Origin of the sequence: Methylopila henanensis (assembly GCF_042681025.1) — a bacterium.
In the GTDB taxonomy this organism is placed as follows: Bacteria; Pseudomonadota; Alphaproteobacteria; order Rhizobiales; family Methylopilaceae; genus Methylopila; species Methylopila henanensis.
The window spans coordinates 147,510-166,456 of the sequence record NZ_JBHUER010000008.1; the positions used below are offsets into that span (position 1 = coordinate 147,510).

The 18,947-nt window shown below is 70.0% G+C and carries 19 protein-coding genes; 5 read left to right on the plus strand and 14 right to left on the minus strand.

Going from position 1 to position 18,947, the window contains the following annotated elements; genetic code table 11:
- The first annotated feature begins 2 nt into the window (after positions 1-2).
- On the plus strand, positions 3-281 hold the full coding sequence (locus tag ACFSCV_RS11205; protein ID WP_378799667.1) for a MoaD/ThiS family protein: 279 nt from the start codon (positions 3-5) through the stop codon (positions 279-281).
- Positions 282-286: 5 nt separating this feature from the next.
- Here the strand turns inward: ACFSCV_RS11205 and ACFSCV_RS11210 are convergent, their stop codons facing one another.
- The 4 genes from ACFSCV_RS11210 to ACFSCV_RS11225 form a co-directional block, all read right to left on the minus strand.
- Positions 287-475 (minus strand): hypothetical protein, encoded by a 189-nt coding sequence (locus ACFSCV_RS11210; RefSeq protein WP_271199682.1) that lies wholly within the window; start codon positions 473-475, stop codon positions 287-289.
- A gap of 573 nt (positions 476-1,048) precedes the next feature.
- On the minus strand, positions 1,049-1,900 hold the full coding sequence (locus tag ACFSCV_RS11215; RefSeq protein WP_378799668.1) for an ABC transporter permease: 852 nt from the start codon (positions 1,898-1,900) through the stop codon (positions 1,049-1,051).
- An 8-nt stretch (positions 1,901-1,908) separates the two neighbouring features.
- Positions 1,909-2,727: an ABC transporter ATP-binding protein gene (locus tag ACFSCV_RS11220; RefSeq protein WP_378799669.1), complete on the minus strand. Its 819-nt coding sequence runs from the start codon at positions 2,725-2,727 to the stop codon at positions 1,909-1,911.
- A 2-nt stretch (positions 2,728-2,729) separates the two neighbouring features.
- Positions 2,730-3,731, minus strand: a complete 1,002-nt coding sequence (locus ACFSCV_RS11225) for an ABC transporter substrate-binding protein (protein ID WP_378799670.1) — start codon at positions 3,729-3,731, stop codon at positions 2,730-2,732.
- Positions 3,732-3,900: 169 nt separating this feature from the next.
- Between ACFSCV_RS11225 and ACFSCV_RS11230 the strand changes: the two genes are divergently transcribed.
- Both ACFSCV_RS11230 and ACFSCV_RS11235 read left to right on the plus strand, forming a co-directional pair.
- Positions 3,901-4,824, plus strand: coding sequence for a sulfurtransferase (locus ACFSCV_RS11230; protein ID WP_378799671.1), 924 nt, complete (start codon positions 3,901-3,903; stop codon positions 4,822-4,824).
- Positions 4,825-5,043: 219 nt separating this feature from the next.
- Positions 5,044-6,255, plus strand: coding sequence for a YeeE/YedE family protein (locus ACFSCV_RS11235; protein WP_378799672.1), 1,212 nt, complete (start codon positions 5,044-5,046; stop codon positions 6,253-6,255).
- Here ACFSCV_RS11235 and ACFSCV_RS11240 read toward each other — a convergent pair.
- The 3 genes from ACFSCV_RS11240 to ACFSCV_RS11250 all read right to left on the minus strand — a co-directional run bounded on the left by ACFSCV_RS11240 (position 6,239) and on the right by ACFSCV_RS11250 (position 9,606).
- A complete protein-coding gene (locus ACFSCV_RS11240; RefSeq protein ID WP_378799673.1) occupies positions 6,239-7,387 on the minus strand; it encodes a CaiB/BaiF CoA transferase family protein in 1,149 nt (382 codons plus the stop codon). The two genes, ACFSCV_RS11235 and ACFSCV_RS11240, sit on opposite strands and share 17 nt — an antisense overlap.
- Positions 7,388-7,400: 13 nt before the next feature.
- Complete coding sequence (locus tag ACFSCV_RS11245) at positions 7,401-8,564, minus strand: acyl-CoA dehydrogenase family protein (RefSeq protein ID WP_378799674.1); 1,164 nt, start codon at positions 8,562-8,564, stop codon at positions 7,401-7,403.
- 103 nt (positions 8,565-8,667) lie between these two features.
- Positions 8,668-9,606: a LysR substrate-binding domain-containing protein gene (locus ACFSCV_RS11250; protein ID WP_378799675.1), complete on the minus strand. Its 939-nt coding sequence runs from the start codon at positions 9,604-9,606 to the stop codon at positions 8,668-8,670.
- 145 nt (positions 9,607-9,751) lie between these two features.
- Here ACFSCV_RS11250 and ACFSCV_RS11255 point away from each other — a divergent pair, with 145 nt between their 5' ends.
- Together ACFSCV_RS11255 and ripB are read left to right on the plus strand one after the other, a co-directional pair.
- Positions 9,752-10,729, plus strand: coding sequence for a tripartite tricarboxylate transporter substrate-binding protein (locus ACFSCV_RS11255; protein WP_378799676.1), 978 nt, complete (start codon positions 9,752-9,754; stop codon positions 10,727-10,729).
- Between the two features lie 64 nt (positions 10,730-10,793).
- Complete coding sequence (gene ripB / locus ACFSCV_RS11260) at positions 10,794-11,321, plus strand: (R)-specific enoyl-CoA hydratase RipB/Ich (protein WP_204948573.1); 528 nt, start codon at positions 10,794-10,796, stop codon at positions 11,319-11,321.
- Positions 11,322-11,453: 132 nt separating this feature from the next.
- Here ripB and ACFSCV_RS11265 read toward each other — a convergent pair whose 3' ends face one another.
- From ACFSCV_RS11265 to ACFSCV_RS11295, 7 genes are all read right to left on the minus strand, one after another.
- A complete protein-coding gene (locus tag ACFSCV_RS11265) occupies positions 11,454-13,076 on the minus strand; it encodes a gamma-glutamyltransferase family protein (RefSeq protein WP_378799677.1) in 1,623 nt (540 codons plus the stop codon).
- A gap of 82 nt (positions 13,077-13,158) precedes the next feature.
- Positions 13,159-14,643 (minus strand): class I adenylate-forming enzyme family protein, encoded by a 1,485-nt coding sequence (locus tag ACFSCV_RS11270; RefSeq protein ID WP_378799678.1) that lies wholly within the window; start codon positions 14,641-14,643, stop codon positions 13,159-13,161.
- Positions 14,640-15,428 (minus strand): VOC family protein, encoded by a 789-nt coding sequence (locus ACFSCV_RS11275; protein ID WP_378799679.1) that lies wholly within the window; start codon positions 15,426-15,428, stop codon positions 14,640-14,642. Before ACFSCV_RS11275 ends, ACFSCV_RS11270 begins: the two co-directional genes overlap by 4 nt.
- A gap of 12 nt (positions 15,429-15,440) precedes the next feature.
- Positions 15,441-15,863 (minus strand): PaaI family thioesterase, encoded by a 423-nt coding sequence (locus ACFSCV_RS11280; protein ID WP_378799680.1) that lies wholly within the window; start codon positions 15,861-15,863, stop codon positions 15,441-15,443.
- Positions 15,860-16,876 carry an SDR family NAD(P)-dependent oxidoreductase gene (locus ACFSCV_RS11285; RefSeq protein ID WP_378799681.1) on the minus strand — a complete coding sequence of 339 codons (1,017 nt, stop codon included), beginning with the start codon at positions 16,874-16,876 and terminating at the stop codon, positions 15,860-15,862. The genes ACFSCV_RS11280 and ACFSCV_RS11285 overlap by 4 nt, the downstream gene beginning before the upstream one ends.
- Positions 16,877-17,079: 203 nt before the next feature.
- Entirely contained in the window at positions 17,080-18,060 is a 981-nt protein-coding gene (locus tag ACFSCV_RS11290; RefSeq protein WP_378799682.1) for an ABC transporter substrate-binding protein, read from the minus strand.
- Positions 18,061-18,115: 55 nt separating this feature from the next.
- Complete coding sequence (locus tag ACFSCV_RS11295) at positions 18,116-18,946, minus strand: ABC transporter permease (RefSeq protein ID WP_378799683.1); 831 nt, start codon at positions 18,944-18,946, stop codon at positions 18,116-18,118.
- Position 18,947 lies beyond the last annotated feature (1 nt).

Here is an 18,947-nt window from a genome sequence, read left to right on the forward strand (position 1 = left end):
CCGTGGCGGCGACGGCTCCCGCGCTGGTGCGCCTGCCGCCGCTGTTCGACGCCCTGTTTCCGGGCGCCGAACGGCGGGTGGAGATCGTCGCGTCGACCGTGCAGGAGCTCGTCGACGAACTGGACGCCCGCTGGCCGGGCATGCGCGACCGCATCTGCGACTCGACGCCGGCGGTGCGGCGGCACATCAACGTCTTCGTCGAAGGCCGCCGGGCGACGCTTGCGACGCCGCTCAAGCCCGGCGCGGACGTCTACATCCTGACCGCGATCAGCGGCGGCTGACGGGCTCAGCGCGCCCGCGGCGCGTCGAGCGCCGAGCGCACGGCGCGGCCGGCGTGCGCGGCCGAGCGGAACACCTGTCCCTCGAGCGAGAACGCCTCCGCGACGGCCGCGAAGAAACGGAATCCGCCGCTCTCCTGGCGGACCACGAGACCGGCCTGCAGGCCACGAACTTCAATGACGAACGCTGCGCTCATGGCGACGCTCCTCCGGAAAACCTGACGAAAAAGGACCCGGCGCCGCCGATTGCGCCGGGCCGACGGCGGCCTGTCAGGGCCGACATCGTCCGGTCGCGACGCGACGCCGGGGTCCAAGTCGGGAGAGGAAGGACGTCGAGGGGAACTTCATGACGAACCTCGTGGAGACCACGAGCGCTCGGCACGCAACGTGGCGCTTTAGCGTTTGGTGACGCGGGGCAAGCTGCTCGGTCAAAACCCGCGCTCCTGTTCGGGCGAACCGGAGAATGACCCCACCATGCGCCGCGGCGGATGCGGGGTCAACACTTATTTTATTCATTCTATGGATTTTATATTTTTATCCTGTCTCGACACGAGACGCCCGCTGGCGGCCGCGCCCCGCGGGGAGTTACGGCCCAACGCGCGAGCGTTCAGACGCTAAGGAATCGCCCGATCGACCGGCGGCGGTCAGGAAGGCCTGCGGGCCTCTGCGCCGTCGCGCGCCGACCTCGCCGGCGACGGCGCGTGCGCTCCGCGGTTTCCCGAATTGGCGACGCCAAGCTCAAGGCGCCGCCGGCCGGTCCGGACGAATCGTCAGCGCTGCATGCCCCAGCGCCGCACGGTCGCGGCCTCGACGGCGCGGAACAGCAGGCCGTCGACCACGAGCCCGATCACGATCACCGCGGCGAGGCCGGCGAACACCTTGTCGGTCAGGAGCTCGTTGCGGTTCTGGAAGATGAACCAGCCGAGCCCGCCCTGCCGCGAGGTGACGCCGAACACCAGCTCGGCCGCGATCAGGGTGCGCCAGGCGAAGGCCCAGCCGATCTTGAGCCCCGACAGCACCGCGGGCAGCGCCGCGGGCACGAGGATCTTCGCCACATAGGCCGGCCCCTTGAGGCCGTAGTTCCGGCCGACGAGCCGCAGCGTCTCCGGCACGCTGTCGAAGCCCGACAGCGCCGCCAGCGCGAACGGCCACAGCACCGCGTGCACCAGCACGAAGATAAGGCTTTTCTCGCCGAGGCCGAACCACAGCATGGCGAGCGGCAGCAGCGCGATCGCCGGCAGCGGGTTCAGCATCGCCGTCAGCGTCGTCAGCACGTCGCGCGCGAAGCCGTTGGCGACCGCGAGCGAGACGAGGACGAGCGCGAGCGCCACCGCAAGCAGATAGCCCTTCAGCAGCACCGCGACGGAGGCGAAGGCGTAGCCGCCCAGGCCGTCGTTCGCGACGCTGTCGGCGAAGGCGGCCGCGGTCTGGGTGAAGGTCGGCAGCAGGATCGGGTTGTTCTGCCACAGCGCCACGGCCTGCCAGACGAGCGCCAGCAGCGCGAGCACATAGGCGCGGCGCGCGAAGGGCGAACCGAGCGCGCGGCGCAGCCGTCCCGACGCCTTCGTAGGCTCGGCCTCCCGGCCGGCGAGGCCGGACAGCGGTTCCGTCACGTCAGACATGAGCGGCCTCAGGCATGGGCGCCCTCCTGCGGACGCGCGGCGCGGCGCGCGCCGTGGCGGTCGTCGCGCCCGAACAGCAGGCGATGCACCTCGCCCGCGACGCGCTCGAACTCCGGCGAGCCCCACGAGTCGCCGTCGAGATGCGACACGTCGAAGGCCGCGATGGTCCGGCCGGGATGGGCGCTGAGAAGATGCAGCTTGGTGCCGATCAGCACCGCCTCGTCGATCGAATGCGTCACGAACAGCAGCGTGAAGCCGAGGCTTTCCGCGAGCCCCAGCAGCTCCGCCTGCAGCGTCTCGCGCGTCAGCGCGTCGAGCGCCGCGAAGGGCTCGTCCATCAGCAGGATCTCGGGCTCGGCGGCGAGAGCGCGCGCGATCGCGACGCGCTGCTTCATGCCGCCGGACAGCGTGTGGGGATAGGCGTCGGCCGCGCGCGCCAGCCCGACGCGGGCGATCGCGGCGTCCGCCTTCTCGCGGGCCTCGGCCGCCCGCAGCCGACCGGTGGCGCGGAGCGGAAACGCCACGTTGTCCCGCACCGTCTTCCACGGCAGAAGCTGGTCGAACTCCTGGAACACCACCACCCGGTCCGGTCCCGGCCCCTGGACCGGGCGGCCGTGCAGCGCGATCCGCCCCTCGGCCGGCGCTACGAAGCCGGCGACCGCCTTCAGGATCGAGGACTTGCCGCAGCCCGAAGGCCCGAGCAGCACCAGCCGCTCGCCCTTCGCCACCGTGAAGCTGACGCGCTCCACCGCCCGGACCGATCCGGACGGCGTCGCGTAGTCGAGCGTGAGGTCCTTCGCCTCGAGGACCGGGGCGCCGGCCGTCATGCTCAGCTTCCCTCGACGTCCTGGATGTCGGGGAAGACGTAGTCCTTCCAGCTCGACGGCTTGTTCTTGATCGCGCCGGTGCGCGACAGGAACTCGGCGTAGACGAAGGTGCGCTCGGGCTTGAGCGTGAAGCTCACCTCCGGGCTCTGGACGATCGAGAGGATCAGCTCCGGATCGAGTTTCGACTTCTCCACGCGGATGTAGGTTTCGGCCGCCGCCTGCTTGTTGGCCTCGATCCAGGCCACGGCCTCCTTCAGCGCCTCCACGAAGGCCTTGTAGGTCTTCGGGTTGTCCTCGCGGAACTTCGCGGTCGTGTAGGCGAGGTTGGAGGTCGCCCGACCGCCGAGCACGTCGTAGGAGCTCAGCACCTTGTGGATCTTCGGGTCCTTGAGCGCCTGGTACTGGAACGGCGGGTTGGAGAAATGCGCCGTGAGCTGCCCGCCGCCCGACAGCAGCGCCGCGGTCGCGTCCGGATGCGGCAGCGAGACGGTGAGTTCGTCGAGCTTCTTGTGCTGGCCCTCGCCGAAGGCCTTCTCCGCCGCGATCTGCAGCGTGCGCGACTGGACCGAGACGCCGACCGCCGGCACCGCGATCTTGTCGGCCGAGGTGAAGTCCTGAAGCGTCTTCACCTTCGGATTGTTGGTGATGAGGAACGACGGCAGCGAACCGAGCGACGCGATCGCCCGCACGTCGACCGTGCCGCGGGTGCGGTCCCAGATCGTCAGCGCGGGGCCGACGCCCGCCGCCGCGACGTCGATCGAGCCGGAGAGCAGGGCGTCGTTCTGCGCCGCGCCGCCGGAGAGCTTCGCCCACTCGACCGTGATGTCGAGCCCTTCCGCCTTGCCGTGCTTCTCGATCAGCTTCTGGTCGCGGATCACGTGCAGCGGCAGGTAGGAGATGCCGTACTGCTCGGCGATGCGGATCTGGCCTTCGGCCATCGCCGTCGCGGAGATCCCCGCGACGGCGATGATGGCGGCGCCGAGCGCCGCGAGCGTGCGTTTCATGGAACAGCCCTTTGATGGCGGCCGCCAGCCTCCGGGGCCGGCCGAGGCGCACACCAGAACGCGATCATCACATGAATGTCAATTAAGTCGACGGATTGAGTATATTGACGATTGCGAGAGCCTCAGGATCAATGCCGTTCGGTTTGACGAACGGCTCAGGAGGCCGACGATGAAGGCGATTACGGGGATTGCGGGCCTTGGGTTCGCGCTGGCGCTCGGCGGCGTCGCGGCCGCCGCGGAGAGCGGCCCGCTGGTGACCGCCGACTGGGTCGCCGACAACCTCAAGAACCCGAAGGTCAAGGTGTTCGAGGTCAGCGTCGACCCCGGCGTCTATGAGCGCGGCCATGTGCCGGGCGCGACCAACATCCGTTGGCACACCGAGCTGGTCGATCCGGTCAAGCGCGACATCGCTTCCGCTGAAAACCTGCAGAAGCTGCTTTCGGCCGCCGGCGTCGACAAGGACACCACGATCGTCCTCTACGGCGACAACAACAACTGGTTCGCCGCCTGGGGCGCCTGGGTGCTCGAGGCCTATGGGCTCGGCGACCGCGTGAAGCTGCTCGACGGCGGCCGCAAGGTCTGGGAGGCCAAGGGCCTGCCGCTCGACACCGCGACACCGGAAGCCGCCAAGGGCTCGATCGAGATCGGCGAGCTGAACACCAAGGTCCGCGCGCGGCTCGGCGACGTGCTGAAGGTGGCCGAGGGCGACCAGAGCGTCACGCTGCTGGACATCCGCTCGCCGGACGAGTTCTCGGGCAAGATCTTCGCGCCGGAAGGCTCGAAGGAGACCGCGGTCCGCGCCGGCCACGTGCCGAACGCGAAGAACGTGCCGTGGTCCAAGGCGGTCAGCGCGGACGGGACCATCAAGCCGAAGGAGGAGCTCAAGAAGCTCTATGCCGAGGCCGGCGTCGACGGCTCCAAGCCGGTGATCGTCTACTGCCGCATCGGCGAGCGCTCCAGCCACACCTGGTTCGTGCTGGCCAAGGTGCTGGGCTACGACGTCCGCAACTATGACGGCTCCTGGACCGAATACGGCAACGCGGTCGGCGTGCCCGTCGCGAACCTCACCGGCACCGTCTGGCAGGGAAAGTGAGACCCTGAGGCTCCGTGCTGGCGTCCAACGGGCGTCGTCCCGGACGGCGTGTCAGCGCCGCGCCGGGATCGTCGTCCGCAGGAGGCGTTCTTGTCTGGGCGCGATCCCGGCTCTCGCTTCGCTCGGCCGGGCTGACGAGCGCGCCTGATCACTCAAATCCGTTGTTGGCCGGTGGTCTCGCGACCGCCGGCCAACGACGTTCTCCAGCATGAAGTCGCCATGACGCCCCCATTGCCCACCGCCGATCACCTGTCCCCCACGCGCATCGCCATCGCGGCCGGCGTCCTCGCAGGCGTCGCCGCGTGGGCCTACGCGCTGGGGCAGACGCCGGGAGCCGTCGGCGCGCGCCAGTCCTTCGCGCTGCTGGCGGGCGCCTCCTTCGGGATCGCGCTCCAGCGCGGCCGTTTCTGCTTCCTCTGCAATCTCCGCGACCTGCTGCGAGAGGGCGATCCCCGCGGGGTGCTCGCGATCCTCGTCGCGCTCGCCGCCGGCGCGGTCGGCTACGCCGCGGTGTTCGGCGCCTGGCTGCCGAACCCGTTCGGGGGCCGGCTGCCGCCGACCGCACACGTGGGTCCGGTCGGGCCGGCGCTCGGCCTCGCCGCCTTCGTCTTCGGGGTCGGCATGGCGGTGTCGGGTTCCTGCCTGTCGGCGCATCTCTACCGGCTCGGCGAAGGCTCCCCGACCTCGCCCTTCGCGCTCGCGGGCGCGGTCGGCGGATTCGTGATCGGCTTCCTGACCTGGAACCCGATCTATCTCGCGAGCGTCGCCGAAGCGCCGGCGCTGTGGCTGCCGGCGCTGCTCGGCTATCCCGGCTGGCTGGCGCTGACGCTGCTCGTCCTCGCGCTGCTGGCGGCGCTGGCGCTCGCGCGCAGCCGCCCCGGCGCGGCCGAACCAAGGGAGCCGCTGACGCTCCGGAGCGCCGCGCGCGCCGTGTTCGTGGAGCGCTGGCCATTCCTGCCCACCGGCCTCTTGGTGGGGGCGATCGCGACGCTCGCCTATCTGCGCGTCGCCCCGCTCGGCGTCACGGCGGAGCTCGGCAGCGCGGCCCGCACCGCCGCGGGGCTCGCCGGGCTGCTGCCCGCGACCCTGCACGGGCTCGACGGACTGCGCGGCTGCGCGACGGTCGTGAAGGAGACGCTGCTCTCCGAGAACGGCCTGTTCGTCGTCGGCCTCGTCCTGACGAGCTTCGCGGCGGCGCTGGTCGCGGGACGGTTCAGGCCGGCGGTCCCGACCGGAGCCCAGGCCGCGCGGGGGCTGATCGGCGGCCTGCTGATGGGCTGGGGCGCGATGACGGCGCTCGGCTGCACCGTCGGCGTGCTGCTCTCCGGCGTCCACGCCGGCGCGGTTTCGGGCTGGGTATTTCTGGTCTTCGTCACGCTCGGCGTCATCGTCACGGACGCGGTCGGCGCTCGGCTCAGGCGGGCCGCCTGATCCGGACGCCGTCCGGCGCGGCTGCGACCTCGGCGCGGATCGCGGCGGTGTGCGCGCCGAGCGCCGGCGGCGCTTCGCAGGTCGTGGCGGCGGTGAGCGGCGAGGTCGGCAGGTCGAAGCGCTCGCCGTTCGCGAGCGTTGCGGTCATGCGGGTGAGCGCGGGGTGCGCCGCCATGTCGGCGACGTCGGAGACCTTGGCCCAGGCGAGCTGATGCGCCTCCAGCCGCGCGATCATCTCCGCGCGCGTCGCAAGGCCGAAAACCTCGTCGATGATCGCGATCAGCGCGTCCCGGTTCTCGACGCGGGCCGGATTGTCGGCGAAGCGGGGATCGGCCGCGAGCTCCGGCCGCCCCATCACGCCGTCGCAGAACCGCAGCCATTCCGGCGGGCTCTGCACGACTATGACCACGCCGCCGTCCCGGCAGTTCGCGACGTGATACGGAAAGATCGACGCGTGGCTGAGCCCGGTGCGGGGCGTGACGCGGCCCTGATGCTCGTAGTGCAGGAACGGCACCGCCATCCATTCCGCCATGCTGTCGAACATCGCGATCTCGATCGCCTTTCCGCGGCCGGTGCGCTCGCGCTCGTAGAGCGCTTGGCAGACGGCGGCGTGGGCGTTCATGCCGGTGCCGATGTCGGCGATCGAGACGCCGACCTTCACCGCCTCCTCGGGCGTGCCGGTCACGCTGCAAATGCCGCTCTCCGCCTGCACCAGCATGTCGTAGGCCCTGAGCGCCCTCGCCGGCGTCGACTGCCGGTAGCCGACGATGTCGAGCGCGATCAGGCGGGGATGACGCGCGACGAGATCCTTGGCGCCGAGACCGAGCCGCACGCTGGCGCCCGGCGCGAGATTCTGCACGAACACGTCGGCCTTCGCGACCAGCGCATGGGCGAGCGCTAGATCGTCCTCGGACTTCAGGTCGAGCGCCGCGCTCTCCTTGCCGCGGTTGAGCCAGGCGAAATAGGCGCTCATCCCCCGGACGCTGCGGTCGTAGTGCCGGGCGGTGTCGCCGTCGGGCCGCTCGAGCTTGATCACCCGCGCGCCGGCGTCGGCGAGCCGCATGGTGCACATGGGCGCCGCCACCGCCTGCTCCAGGGCCACGACAAGCAGGCCTTCCAAGGGACGGGACATCGGCGGCGGCCTTTCAGTAGGATCGCGGCAGGCCGAGCACATGCTCGGCGAGATAGGACAGCACGAGGTTGGTCGAGATCGGCGCCACCTGATAGAGCCGCGTCTCCCGGAACTTGCGCTCGACGTCATACTCCTCGGCGAAGGCGAAGCCGCCATGGGTCTGGACGCAGGCGTTCGCCGCCTCCCAGGAGGCGTCGGCGGCCAGCATCTTCGCCATGTTCGCCTCGGGCCCGCAATCGAGCCCGGCCTCGAACTTTTCGGCGGCTTCGCGCACCATCAGCTCCGCCGCGCGCATGGCGGCGTAGGCCTTGGCGATGGGGAACTGGACTCCCTGGTTCTGGCCGATCGGACGGCCGAAAACGCTCCGCTCCCGCGCGTAGGCCGTCGCCTTCCGGATGAACCACTTGGCGTCGCCCACGCATTCGGAGGCGATGAGGATGCGCTCGGCGTTCATGCCGGAGAGAATGTAGCGGAAGCCCTTGCCCTCCTCGCCGACGAGGTTCTCGGCCGGCACCCGCACGTCGTCGAAGAACACCTCGGTGGTGGCGTGGTTCATCATGGTGCGGATCGGCCGGATGGTCATGCCGGCCTGCTTCGCCTCCGCCATATCCACCACGAAAACGGACAGCCCGTCCGTGCGCTTCGCCGCCTGCTCCTTCGGCGTGGTGCGGGCGAGCAGAAGCATCAGGTCGGAGTGCTCGGCGCGGCTGGTCCAGATCTTCTGGCCGTTGACGACGTAATGGTCGCCGTCCCGGCGCGCGAAGGTCTTGATCGAGGAGGTGTCAGTGCCGCTCGTCGGCTCGGTCACGCCGAACGCCTGAAGGCGAAGCGCGCCGGAGGCGATGCCGGGGAGGTACTTGGCCTTCTGCGCGTCGCTCCCGTGCCGGAGCAGCGCGCCCATGATGTACATCTGGGCGTGGCAGGCCGCGCCGTTGCAGCCCTGAAGCTGGATTTCCTCGAGCACCGCCGCCGCGGCGGAGAGCGGCAGCCCGACGCCGCCGTATTCCTCCGGAATGAGCACGGAGAGATAGCCGGCTTCGGTCAGCGCCTGCACGAAGGCGGAGGGGTAGGCCATCTCGCGGTCGAGGCCGCGCCAGTACTCGCCCGGAAACTGAGCGCAGAGCTTGGCGACGCTCTCGCGGATCTCCTCATAGGTCTCGCGGGCGGCTGTCGTCATGGCGTGCGGTGCTCCCTTGGCGCCGGAAAGCGTTAGCCGCGCGGAGCCATGCCCACAAATAGCAATCGTGGCTTTGAGGTATCGCCGTTTGATCTAGCTCGGGTTACGCCCGGTCCGGCGCGAGCTTGTGGCCAAGCCAGACGCCTCGCCCGACGAGGTCAGCCGCGATCTCCATGAAGGCGTCGCCGACGAAGCGGGCGGCGGGGCTGACCGGACGGTCCGCGGGAAAGGCCAGCACGACCCGGCGGGTGGGAGCGGGATCCACGAGAGGAGCGGCGGAAAGCTCGCCGCGCTCGACCTGCGCGTAGATCGGCGCGAGCGGCAGGATGGTGGGCCCGAAGCCGCCGCGCACCAGCGCGATCATGCCGCCGAAGGAGTCCGCCTCGACGCTGGCCGTCAGCGCGATCCCGGCCTTGCGCGCGCAGTCTTCCACAATGGCGCGCAGGCCGTGACGGGGGCTCGGCAGCACCAGGTCGCGCCCTGCGAGGCTCGCAAAGGCGACCGCCTCGCTCCGGTCGAGCCCTTCCTCGCCCGCGCCGACCAGAAGCAGGCTTTCGGTCATCACCGGGCGGATGCGCAGGGAGCGCATGGGCTGCGGGTCATAGGAAATGCCGATGTCGACCTCGCCGCGCTGCAGCCAATCCAGCACATGGCCGGAGAAGGCGGACGCAAACCGGATGGCGAGCTGCGGATGCTCGCGCTTGACCCGCGCGGCGACCGGCACGGTCGCGATCTCGGCGACGGTGGAGGTCATGCCGATGGTGACGGCGCCGCGATAGGACGAGCCGCCTCCCGAGGTCGTGGCGCGGATGGCGTCGAGTTCGGCCATGATGCGGGTCGCGTGGGCCAGCACGTCGCGCCCCACGTCGGTGATCTGCATACCGCGGCCGTGGCGCTCGAACAGCGGCTGGCCGATCTCCTGCTCCAGCATGCGGATCTGCCGGCTGAGCGCGGGCTGGGCGATGCGCAGCCGATCCGCCGCCTTGCTCAGGCTGCCGAGCTCGGCGACGTGGATCAGTGTTTTGAGCTGGTGGACGTCCATGTCTCGGACCTATCGCCGAATGCTAAAGCTGAGTTCGCGATATAACATTTCTCGATGGTCATGCCCTCCGCTACCTCTTGAGATCGAGGCGCCGCTCGACCGGCGTCCGTGACAGGTCCGAAACAGGGCCGATGGGAGGATGGGAATGGTCTTCAAGCGCCTCGCCGCTGCGGCGGCCTTCGCTTTCGTTTCGACACTCGCGCCGGTGTTGGCGCAGGACTTCCCGAAGGGACCGGTCACGATGCTGGTGCCGTTCGCAGCGGGCGGACCTACCGACGTGGTCGCCCGGCTCGTCGCCCGGGTGATGGAGAAGGAGCTCGGACAGCCGGTGCTGGTCGAGAACGCGACGGGGGCCGGCGGCACGCTGGCGTCCGGCCGGCTCGCCCGCGCGACGCCCGACGGGCAGACGATCCTGCTGCACCACATGGGCATCACCACCAGCGCCACGCTCTACCGCAAGCTCGCCTACGATCCCAAGACCGCCTTCGGCTTCGTCGGGCAGGTGACGACGGTGCCGATGCTGCTGGTGAGCCGGCCGAATTTCGAGCCGGCCGATTTCAAGGCGCTGCTCGCCTATATCAAGGACAACAAGGACAAGGTCTCGCTCGCGAACGCCGGCCCCGGCGCCGTCAGCCACATCTGCGGCATGCTGTTCATGCAGCTGACCGGCGTGAAGCTGACGACCGTGCCCTACAAGGGAACCGGACCGGCGATGACCGACACCATGGGCGGTCAGGTCGACCTGCTTTGCGACCAGACCACCGGCGCGACGGGCCCTGTGAAGACCCACAAGGTGAAGGCCTACGCCACAGCGACCGCCGAGCGCATCCCGGTGCTGCCGGACGTGCCGACCGCCGCCGAACTCGGCCTCAAGGGCTTCGAGGTCGGCGTCTGGCACGGCATGTACGTCCCCGCCGGGACGCCCGCGCCGGTGGTCGACAAGCTCAACGCCGCGCTGAAGGCGGCCCTCCACGATCCAGAGACCGTGAGGCGCTTCGCCGAACTCGGCACGGCGCCGGTGTCCGACGCGGAAGCGACGCCCGAGGGCCTGAAGGCGAAGTACTTCGCCGAGATCGACCGCTGGGCGCCGATCATCAAGGCCGCCGGCGAATACGCCGACTGATCAGCCTTGCCAGGCGCCCCCGCCGCGTTCCGGCGTAGGCGCGACATCCGGAGAGCCGACCCCCATGACCGACAGCCTTCCCGCCTACAAGATCGTCGGCGAACGCCGCTTCCGCGAGACCTCCGGTCTCTATTTCGAGGATTTCGAGCCTGGCGACGTATACGAACATCGGCCAGGCCGGACGCTCCTCGATGTGGACAACGTGTGGTTCACGCTGCTGACCATGAACACGCAGCAGGTCCACTTCGACGCCGCCTACGCCGACAAGACCGAGTGGAAGAAGCTGTTGGTCGACTCGACCTTCACGCTGGCGCTGCTCACGGGGATGAGCGTGCGCACCGTGAGCGCGAAGGTGGTCGCCAATCTCGGCTGGGACAAGGTCAAGGCGACCGCTCCGGTCTTCGCCGGCGACACGCTCTACGCCGAGAGCACGGTGCTTTCGAAGCGCGAATCCAAGAGCCGACCGCATCAGGGCATTGTCACGGTGCTCACCCGCGGCGTGAACCAGGACGGCGCCGAGGTGATGAGCTTCGAGCGGACCATGCTGGTCTACCGTCGCGGCCAGTCGCCGGAAGAGGCCGCGAACTACTGACGGCGTCGGAACGGAAACCGCCCGCGCCCGCCCAACGGCTGACGATCGATTCCTCGGGCGGAGAGATGGATGCCCGGATCAAGTCCGGGCATGACGGCGATGTCGCGAGCGGCGCCGAGACGGGTCGTTGGCTCAGCTCACCGCGGCGTAACCGTCGCGGCGGGGATCGCTCGCTGCGGCGTAGCCCTCGACGCCGGGATCGCCCATGCGCCAGATGAACTGGCCGGCGCCGAAGTCCTGGTAGCTGTCCTCGATCACGCTCATCTCGTGGCCGAGCGCCGCCAGCCCCTCCACCGTCTCCCGCCGCATCGTCGCCTCGACGTTGATGTCGAGCCCGGCGTTGAAGCGCCAGCGCGGCGCGTCGCAGGCGGCCTGCGGGTTCTGGGCGTAGTCGATCATGCGGACGAGCGTCTGCATGTGCCCCTGCGGCTGCATGTTGCCGCCCATCACGCCGAAGCTCATCACTGGCTGGCCGTCCCTGGTGAGGAAGCCCGGGATGATGGTCTGGAACGGCCGTTTTCCGGGCGCGACCACGTTCGGGCTCGCGGGGTCGAGGTGGAAGCCGTGGCCGCGGTTCTGCAGCGACAGCCCCCATTCCGGCAGGCAGACGCCGGACCCGAAGCCCATGAAGTTCGACTGGATGAAGCTTACCATCATGCCGTTCTCGTCGGCGGCGGTGAGGTAGATGGTGCCGCCCCGGACCGGATTCCGCGCCGCGAAGACCTGCGCCCGCGAAGGATCGATCAGCTTCGCGGCTTCCGCGAGATAGGCGTCGTCCAGCAGTTGCTCCGGCGTCACCCGCATATGGGCGAGGTCGGCCACATGGGCGTAGGTGTCGGCGAAGGCGAGCTTCATCGCCTCGATCTGCAGATGGTTCGCCTCGACGCCGTCGGGATCGAGGCCCGCGAGGTCGAAACGCGACAGTATCCCGAGCGCGATCAGCGCGGCGATGCCCTGCCCGTTCGGCGGTATCTCGTGAACCACATAGCCACGGTAGGTCTTGGAGATCGGCTCGACCCATTCCGGCTGGAACGCCTCGAGGTCCTTGACCGTCAGCGCCCCGCCATGGGCTGCGGCGTGCGCCGCCATCGCCTCGGCGATCTCGCCCCGGTAGAACGCGTCGCCGCCCGTCTCGGCGATGACGCGCAGCGCGCGCGCGGCGCCCTTGAGCGTGACGAGCTCCCCAACTTCCGGCGCGCGGCCCCGCGGCAGGAACAGCTCGGAGAATCCCGGCTGGCGGACGAGGTCGCGGACCTCGGCCGCCGCGGCCCATTTCTGCTGCACCACGGTCGGCGCGAGATAGCCGCGCTCGGCGATCTCGATCGCGGGCGCGAGCGCGTCGCACAGCGACAGCCGGCCGAACCGCTCGCTGAGCGCCACCCAGGAGCCGACCGCGCCGGGCACGGTGACGGAATCCCAGCCGCGCATCGGCGGTCGTGAGCGGCCCTCGCCGTATTTCTTCGCGAAGTAATCCGGCGTCCACGCCGCGGGCGCGCCGCCGGAGGCGTTGAGGCCGTGCAGCTTCTCGCCGTCCCACAGGATGCAGTAGGCGTCGGAGCCGAGGCCGTTCGAGCAGGGCTCGACCAGCGCCATGGCGGCCGCGGCCGCGATCGCGGCGTCGACCGCGTTGCCGCCCTGGTGCAGCATCCGCAGGCCGGCCTGCGCGCCGAGCGGGTGGGAGGTCGAGACGACGTTGCGCCCGAACGCCGGCACGCGGCGTGACGGGTAGCCGGCGGTCCAGTCGAAACGGGTCATGGTCTCCTCGTGATTTCCCCGGGTGAATGCGTTCCGACGATCCTTATCCGGCGTCCGGGCGAGCCGGCGCGGGCTTACGCCATCATCCGCTCTTCAGCTCGGCCTCCGCCCGGGCGCGCAGTCCGGCCCGGTCGATCTTGTTGGTGGAGGCGAGCAGCATGCGGTCAAGAAACCAGATCCGGCGCGGATGCTGGTAGGCCGGCGCGTTCGCGAGCGCGAAGGCCTTGAGCACGGCCTCGTCCAGATCCGAACCCGGACGGCGCACCACGAAGGCGACCGGCTTGGTTCCCTTGATGTCGTCGTCCACCGGCACGACGCTCGCCTGCAGCACGTCCGGATGGGTCTCGAGCATGGCCTCGACCTCGCCCGGAAAGATGTTCTCGCCGCCCGAGACGAACATGTCGTCGACCCGGCCGACGAAGTAATAGAAGCCGTCGCCGTCGCGGCGGAACACGTCTCCGGTGTCGTAGAAGCCGTCCGGGGTGATCGGCGAGCGCACGTCCGGGCGCTCGTGATAGCCGAGCATGACCGCGGGGCTCTTCATCTGCAGCACGCCATGGTCCGGAGCGCCCTCGCCGACGAGCCGGACCTCGACGCCCGGATGCGGACGCCCGACCGAGCCGGTGGGTGCCGAGCCGTCGGGGTCGAGGAACACCACCGGCCCGCCCTCCGTGGTGCCGTAGGCGTTGATGATGCGGGCGTTCGGCAGCAGCGCGCGGGTCTGGGCGGCGAGCGCCTCGTTGACCGGCGCCGAGCCCATGCGCACCACCCGAACGCTGGTCAGGTCGGCGGTCGCGAGGGCGTCCTTCTCGCGCAGCATCATGGCGATCATCGGCGGCACCGCCGTCGCCCAGGTCGCGCGGTGGCGGTCGATCGCGGCGATGTAGGCGCGCGCCTGGAACTGCGGCAGCAGCAGCACGGTCGCGCCCGCCGCCAGCGCCAGCAGGGCGTTGGCGAGCGCGTTCATGTGGTAGAGCGGCGCTGCGATCAGCATGCGTTCAGCCCTGAGATCGTCGTCCGCCATGCGCGTGCGCACGACCCAGAGATGGCCCGCATGGCTCAGCAGCACGCCCTTGGGCCGCCCGGTGGAGCCCGAGGTGAACAGCATCATCGCCGGCTCGTCCTTCGCCGGGTCGACCGGCTCGAACGGTCCGGGATCGAGCCAGTCGCCGAGCCCGCCGTCGAGCGCGACAGCGGGGACCGCGGCCGGCGCCTGCGGGAGCCGCTCGGCGTCGCAGTACACCACCCGCGCGCCGCTGTCGGCCACGACCTGCGCCACGGTCGCGGGCGGAAACTTGAAGTTGACCGGCACGGGGATCACGCCGGCCCGCATCGCGCCGAGCAGGAGCGCGAGATAGACGGGCGCGTTCGCGGCGAGGATCGCGATCCGGTCGCCGCGCCGGATTCCCCGCCGGCCGAGCCCGCGCGCGAAGGCGTCTGCGGTCGCGTTCAGCTCCGCGCGGCTGACGGAGGTCCCGGAGCCGTCCGGTCCGATGCCGATCACCGCCGGGGGTGCGGCGGCGTCGTCATCGGTCAGGACGGCTCCGAGGTTCGTGACGCCGGTCATCGGGCGCTCCGGCAGGCGAGGACAAGCTCCAGCGACGGCAGCGCGAGCGTCGCGCTTTCGCCGGAGGCCGGCTCGCTCCAGACCGCGCCGGCGGTCGCCCGGGCCCGCGCCGCGATCCCGTCCAGGCCGTCGAAGGCAAGGCCGAGGGTCGCGAAACGGGGCCGGTCGCCGGACACGACGTCGATCACGAAATCGGGCAGCTCCACGCGCCAGCCCGTGGCCGTGCGCGCGGCCGGGGCGCCCGCCGCGGCGGCGTAGGACGCGGCGTCGCGCTCGGGAGCAAGCGAGGCGACCTCAATGCGGTCGAGGCGGACAAAGCCGTTGGGATGGGAGAGCCATTCCGGACGCCAGACCAGTTCCGGCGTCAGGTGCTCGCAGAAATAGACCCGGCCAGCCGGGAACAGCGCGTCCGGAACCCTCACGGTGCGGAAGCGCGCCTCGCGGGCCTCGCCGTCGATCTCCACCGGCCGCGAGAACGCGACCGGCGGAGCGGGCTCGAGCCCGGCGGCGCCGAGCCGCGCGAAGGTCTCGTCGGCGTCCGCGCTTTTCATCACCAGCCCGTTGAGGCCGAACGGGCTGTCCAGCACCTCCTGACGCTGGCGGCCCTCGGCCGGCACGCCGACGAGTTCAAGATAGCCGCCCTGCGTCATCATCAGGTGGTTGATGGAGCCGAGCGAATGGCGGCCGAGCGGCGTGAGCTGGAAGCCGAGGCCCGCGAACAGCGCCGCCGCCTCGTCCATGCCCCGCAGCACGTTGACGACCACATGGTCGAGCGCCGCCGCCATCCGCTCAGGCCCTCACTTCGGGGTCGCGGTCATGTAGACGCCGCGGCCGCTGGCGAGCAGCCGGCCTTCGCCGTCCAGCACCTGGGCTTCCGCGACCGACAGCGTGCCGCCGAACTTCACCACCTTGCCCTTCGCGGTCAGGTCTCCCTCCATGGCCGCTCGGTGGTAGTCGACGCGCAGATCCACCGTCGGCACGCCGCGCCCGGTCTTCGACACCAGCGCCCAGTCGGCCGTGAGGTCGATCAGCGTGGCGAGGATGCCGCCATGGACGTAGCCGCGCTCGGCGTTGACGACCCATTCGGGCCGCCAGGTCGCCTTGAGCTCGATCTCGCCGTCGCCGACCGAGATCACCTTGAGCCCGAGCCACTGGTGGAACGGGCCCTTGAGCAGCTTCGCTTCGACTTCGGCCGCGGTGAGGGTGATGGTCTCGCTCATGGCGTCACCACGATCTTGCCCATGACCTCGCGGTCGCGGATCAGGCGCAGGCCCTCCGCCGCCTCCTCGAGCGGCAGCACCTTGTCGACGACCGGCTTCAGCGTCCCCTCCTGGATCATGTCCATGAGCGCCGACAGGTCGTCGTCGTAGAACGAGTTGGAGCCGATGATCTTGAGCTCGAAGCTCCAGATGTAGCGCAGGTCCTCCTTGGGATCGTGGCCGGCGGTCGCGCCGCAAGTCAGGATGGAGCCGCCGCGCTTCACGCATTTCAGCGAGGGTGCCCAGGTGTCGCCGCCGGTGAAGTTGATCACCACGTCGACGCCGCCGTCATAGCTGCGGCGCTGGGGCTTGCCGTATTGCTGGATCGCCCACTTCGAAAAATCGGTCTCGCGGTAGTTCACCACGTGGTCGGCCCCGAGCTCCTTCAGCCGGTCCAGCTTGTCCTGGCTGCCGGCGCAGGCGATCACCTCGCAGCCGAGCTGCTTCAGCAGCATGACGCAGCCGGTGCCGACGCCGCCGGAGGCGCCGAGCACCAGCACCTTGTCGCCGGCCTTCACCGTCTTGTGGGTGACGAGCATGCGGTGGGCGGTGCCGTAGGCGACGGGAAGCGAGGCCGCGTCCACGAAGCTCACCTTGTCCGGCATGCGGATGAGCTGGCCGACCGAGACGCGGCAGTACTGCGCCATGCCGCCATCGAGCATCTCGCCCATCAGGCCCTTGTTGGGGTAGAGCGGGTTGACCAGCACCCGGTCGCCGACGCTCCAGCCCTCGACGCCTTCGCCGACCTCCGTGATCTCGCCCGCCATGTCGAGGCCGATGACCACGGGCATCGGCACCTTGATGCCTGGCATGCCCTTCACGGTGAAGACGTCGTGATAGTTGAACGAGGACGCGCCGACGCGGATCACCACATGGCCGGCGTCGGCGGTCGGGACGGGATGGTCGTCCACGACGATCAGGTCGGAGACGTCGCCGTGCTGCTTCAGCAGCAGGGCCTTCATGGTCTTGGGCATCGATCGGCCTTCTCTCTCGCGGCGCTTTTCGCGCTTGTCGTTGACGTTCAGAAATTGGCTCGGGTCTTCACCTCTCCCCGGCGGGGAGAGATCGACCCGAAGGGTCGGATGAGGGGGCTCTCCGGCGAGAAAAACAGGCCCTCACCCGCTTCGGCTTCGCCTCGCGACCTCTTCCCGGCGGGGAGAGGTGAAGGAAGGATCGGTCACTTGATGGCCTTGGAAGCCTCGTAGGGGCCGGTGGCGAAGGCGGCGTCGGGCAGTTCGCCCTTCACCGCGCCCACCGACTTGAACACCTCGAACGCGGTCTTGAGCGAGGCGATGTCGGACGGCTCCAGCGTGACGGTGTAGATGCCGTCCCACAGCGCCGCGTAGGCCTTGGCGTCGTCCTCGCCCATGTTGGCGGCGGCGACCAGCGCCTTGGCGACGGCGGCCTTGTCGGCCTTGCCGAACTCGTAGGCCTTGCGCATGCCGGCGACGACCTTGGCGGCGCCGTCCGGGTTAGCCTTCAGCCAGTCGTTGCGCATCACGCCGACGCCGAGCACCGGCGGCGCGTCGCCCTTCGACAGCTTCTTCCACTCGTCGCGGAAGGCCCCGATCCGGCGCAGCTTGACGTCCTTGACGAGAGCGATCGTGACCGTGCGGAGCGCCGCGGCGTCGATGTCCTTCTGCACCAGGAACTGCGCGAGGCGCGGGTCGTTGCCCGGCACCAGCGTGTAGTCGCCGGAGCCGAAGCCATAGTTCTTCTCGAGGATCGCCGACGCGATGGCGGCGGTGGCGCTGCCGGCGGGCGAGCCGCCGATCTTCTTGCCCTTCAGCTCCTCCATCGTCTTGATGGGCGAGTCCTCGGGCACCACGAAGTCGAGCTCGGCCACCTGCGTCGCGAGCACGATCGACAGCGGCAGGCCGTCGGCCGCGACGCTCATCGAGGCGGCGGCGGGGGCCGCGATCGCGAAGTCGATGCCGCCCGCTGCCAACGCCTTGGTCGGCGCGTTGACGTCGGGGAACTTGACGTACTCGACCTCGAGCCCCTCCTTCTCCATGAACTTGCCGGTCTCAAGCACGGCGCCGAAGCCGAGGCTGACGCCCGAGCTCCAGTAGCCGATGCGGACCTTTTCGGCGTGGGCCGGAGCTGCCGCTCCGAGGATGGCCGCGAGGGCGGCGGCGAGGACGGCTGTGCGCTTCACGACGGCTGCTCCGGAGTGGGGTTTTGCGGGACGTGCGGTTGGTTGGACATGGGGATCACGACTCTCCGGCCCGCCGTCTCCAGCGGAAGAGGCGGTTTTCGAGCGGCTTCAGGATGAGGGCTTCGAGCGCCAGCATCAGCGTCACGAGCGTCAGCGTCCAGGCGAAGACCTGGTCGGTCTGCACCAGATCGGCGGCCTGGCGCAGGCGGTAGCCGACGCCGCTCGACGCGCCGAGCGTCTCGGCGACGAGGCTGACGCGGGCGCCGAAGCCGAAGGCGAGCCGGGCGGAGGAGAAGAACGGCGGCAGGATCGTCGGCAGGTAGATCTTCAGGAGCACCTGCCGCCGCGGCATGCGGAAGGTGCGCGCCAGCTCCACGTAGTCGGCGTTGACGGTCTTCGCGCCCTGCCAGACCGTGGTCAGGATCAGCGGCATCGCCGTCATGAACACCACGAAGATCGTGGTCCAGTTCGACAGCCCGAACCAGATCAGGGCGAAGATCGCCCAGATCGTCGAGGACACCGTGTTGATGACCGTCAGCACCGGCTCGAACATCGCGCCGAGCGTCTCGCTCGCGCCGAGCGCGAGTCCGAGCACGACGCCGACCACCGCGGCGAGCAGGAAGCCGATGACCACCCGCTCGAAGGTGACGCCAAGGTCCTTCCAGAAGCCCGGCGAGGCGACGAGGTTGCTCCACGCCTCCCAGACCCGGAGCGGCCCCGGCAGGACGAAGGCCGGCATGTTCCACGACGCCACCTGCCAGGCGAGCAGAAGCGCCGCGAGCAGCAGCAGCCGCAGCGCCGCGATCCGCCAGCCGCGCGGGCCGCCGGAGCGGGGAAGCGCGGGGCGGCCGGTCGCGGCCGCGGGATCGGTCGGGTCCATCGCCATC

What these genes read in the sequence shown, in the direction of transcription:
- ACFSCV_RS11210 (WP_271199682.1), bottom strand. Translation starts at nt 475, where the DNA reads ATGAGCGCAGCGTTCGTCATTGAAGTTCGTGGCCTGCAGGCCGGTCTC.
- ACFSCV_RS11215 (WP_378799668.1), bottom strand. Translation starts at nt 1,900, where the DNA reads ATGTCTGACGTGACGGAACCGCTGTCCGGCCTCGCCGGCCGGGAGGCC.
- ACFSCV_RS11220 (WP_378799669.1), bottom strand. Translation starts at nt 2,727, where the DNA reads ATGACGGCCGGCGCCCCGGTCCTCGAGGCGAAGGACCTCACGCTCGAC.
- ACFSCV_RS11225 (WP_378799670.1), bottom strand. Translation starts at nt 3,731, where the DNA reads ATGAAACGCACGCTCGCGGCGCTCGGCGCCGCCATCATCGCCGTCGCG.
- ACFSCV_RS11230 (WP_378799671.1), top strand. Translation starts at nt 3,901, where the DNA reads ATGAAGGCGATTACGGGGATTGCGGGCCTTGGGTTCGCGCTGGCGCTC.
- ACFSCV_RS11235 (WP_378799672.1), top strand. Translation starts at nt 5,044, where the DNA reads ATGACGCCCCCATTGCCCACCGCCGATCACCTGTCCCCCACGCGCATC.
- ACFSCV_RS11240 (WP_378799673.1), bottom strand. Translation starts at nt 7,387, where the DNA reads ATGTCCCGTCCCTTGGAAGGCCTGCTTGTCGTGGCCCTGGAGCAGGCG.
- ACFSCV_RS11245 (WP_378799674.1), bottom strand. Translation starts at nt 8,564, where the DNA reads ATGACGACAGCCGCCCGCGAGACCTATGAGGAGATCCGCGAGAGCGTC.
- ACFSCV_RS11250 (WP_378799675.1), bottom strand. Translation starts at nt 9,606, where the DNA reads ATGGACGTCCACCAGCTCAAAACACTGATCCACGTCGCCGAGCTCGGC.
- ACFSCV_RS11255 (WP_378799676.1), top strand. Translation starts at nt 9,752, where the DNA reads ATGGTCTTCAAGCGCCTCGCCGCTGCGGCGGCCTTCGCTTTCGTTTCG.
- ripB (WP_204948573.1), top strand. Translation starts at nt 10,794, where the DNA reads ATGACCGACAGCCTTCCCGCCTACAAGATCGTCGGCGAACGCCGCTTC.
- ACFSCV_RS11265 (WP_378799677.1), bottom strand. Translation starts at nt 13,076, where the DNA reads ATGACCCGTTTCGACTGGACCGCCGGCTACCCGTCACGCCGCGTGCCG.
- ACFSCV_RS11270 (WP_378799678.1), bottom strand. Translation starts at nt 14,643, where the DNA reads ATGACCGGCGTCACGAACCTCGGAGCCGTCCTGACCGATGACGACGCC.
- ACFSCV_RS11275 (WP_378799679.1), bottom strand. Translation starts at nt 15,428, where the DNA reads ATGGCGGCGGCGCTCGACCATGTGGTCGTCAACGTGCTGCGGGGCATG.
- ACFSCV_RS11280 (WP_378799680.1), bottom strand. Translation starts at nt 15,863, where the DNA reads ATGAGCGAGACCATCACCCTCACCGCGGCCGAAGTCGAAGCGAAGCTG.
- ACFSCV_RS11285 (WP_378799681.1), bottom strand. Translation starts at nt 16,876, where the DNA reads ATGCCCAAGACCATGAAGGCCCTGCTGCTGAAGCAGCACGGCGACGTC.
- ACFSCV_RS11295 (WP_378799683.1), bottom strand. Translation starts at nt 18,946, where the DNA reads ATGGCGATGGACCCGACCGATCCCGCGGCCGCGACCGGCCGCCCCGCG.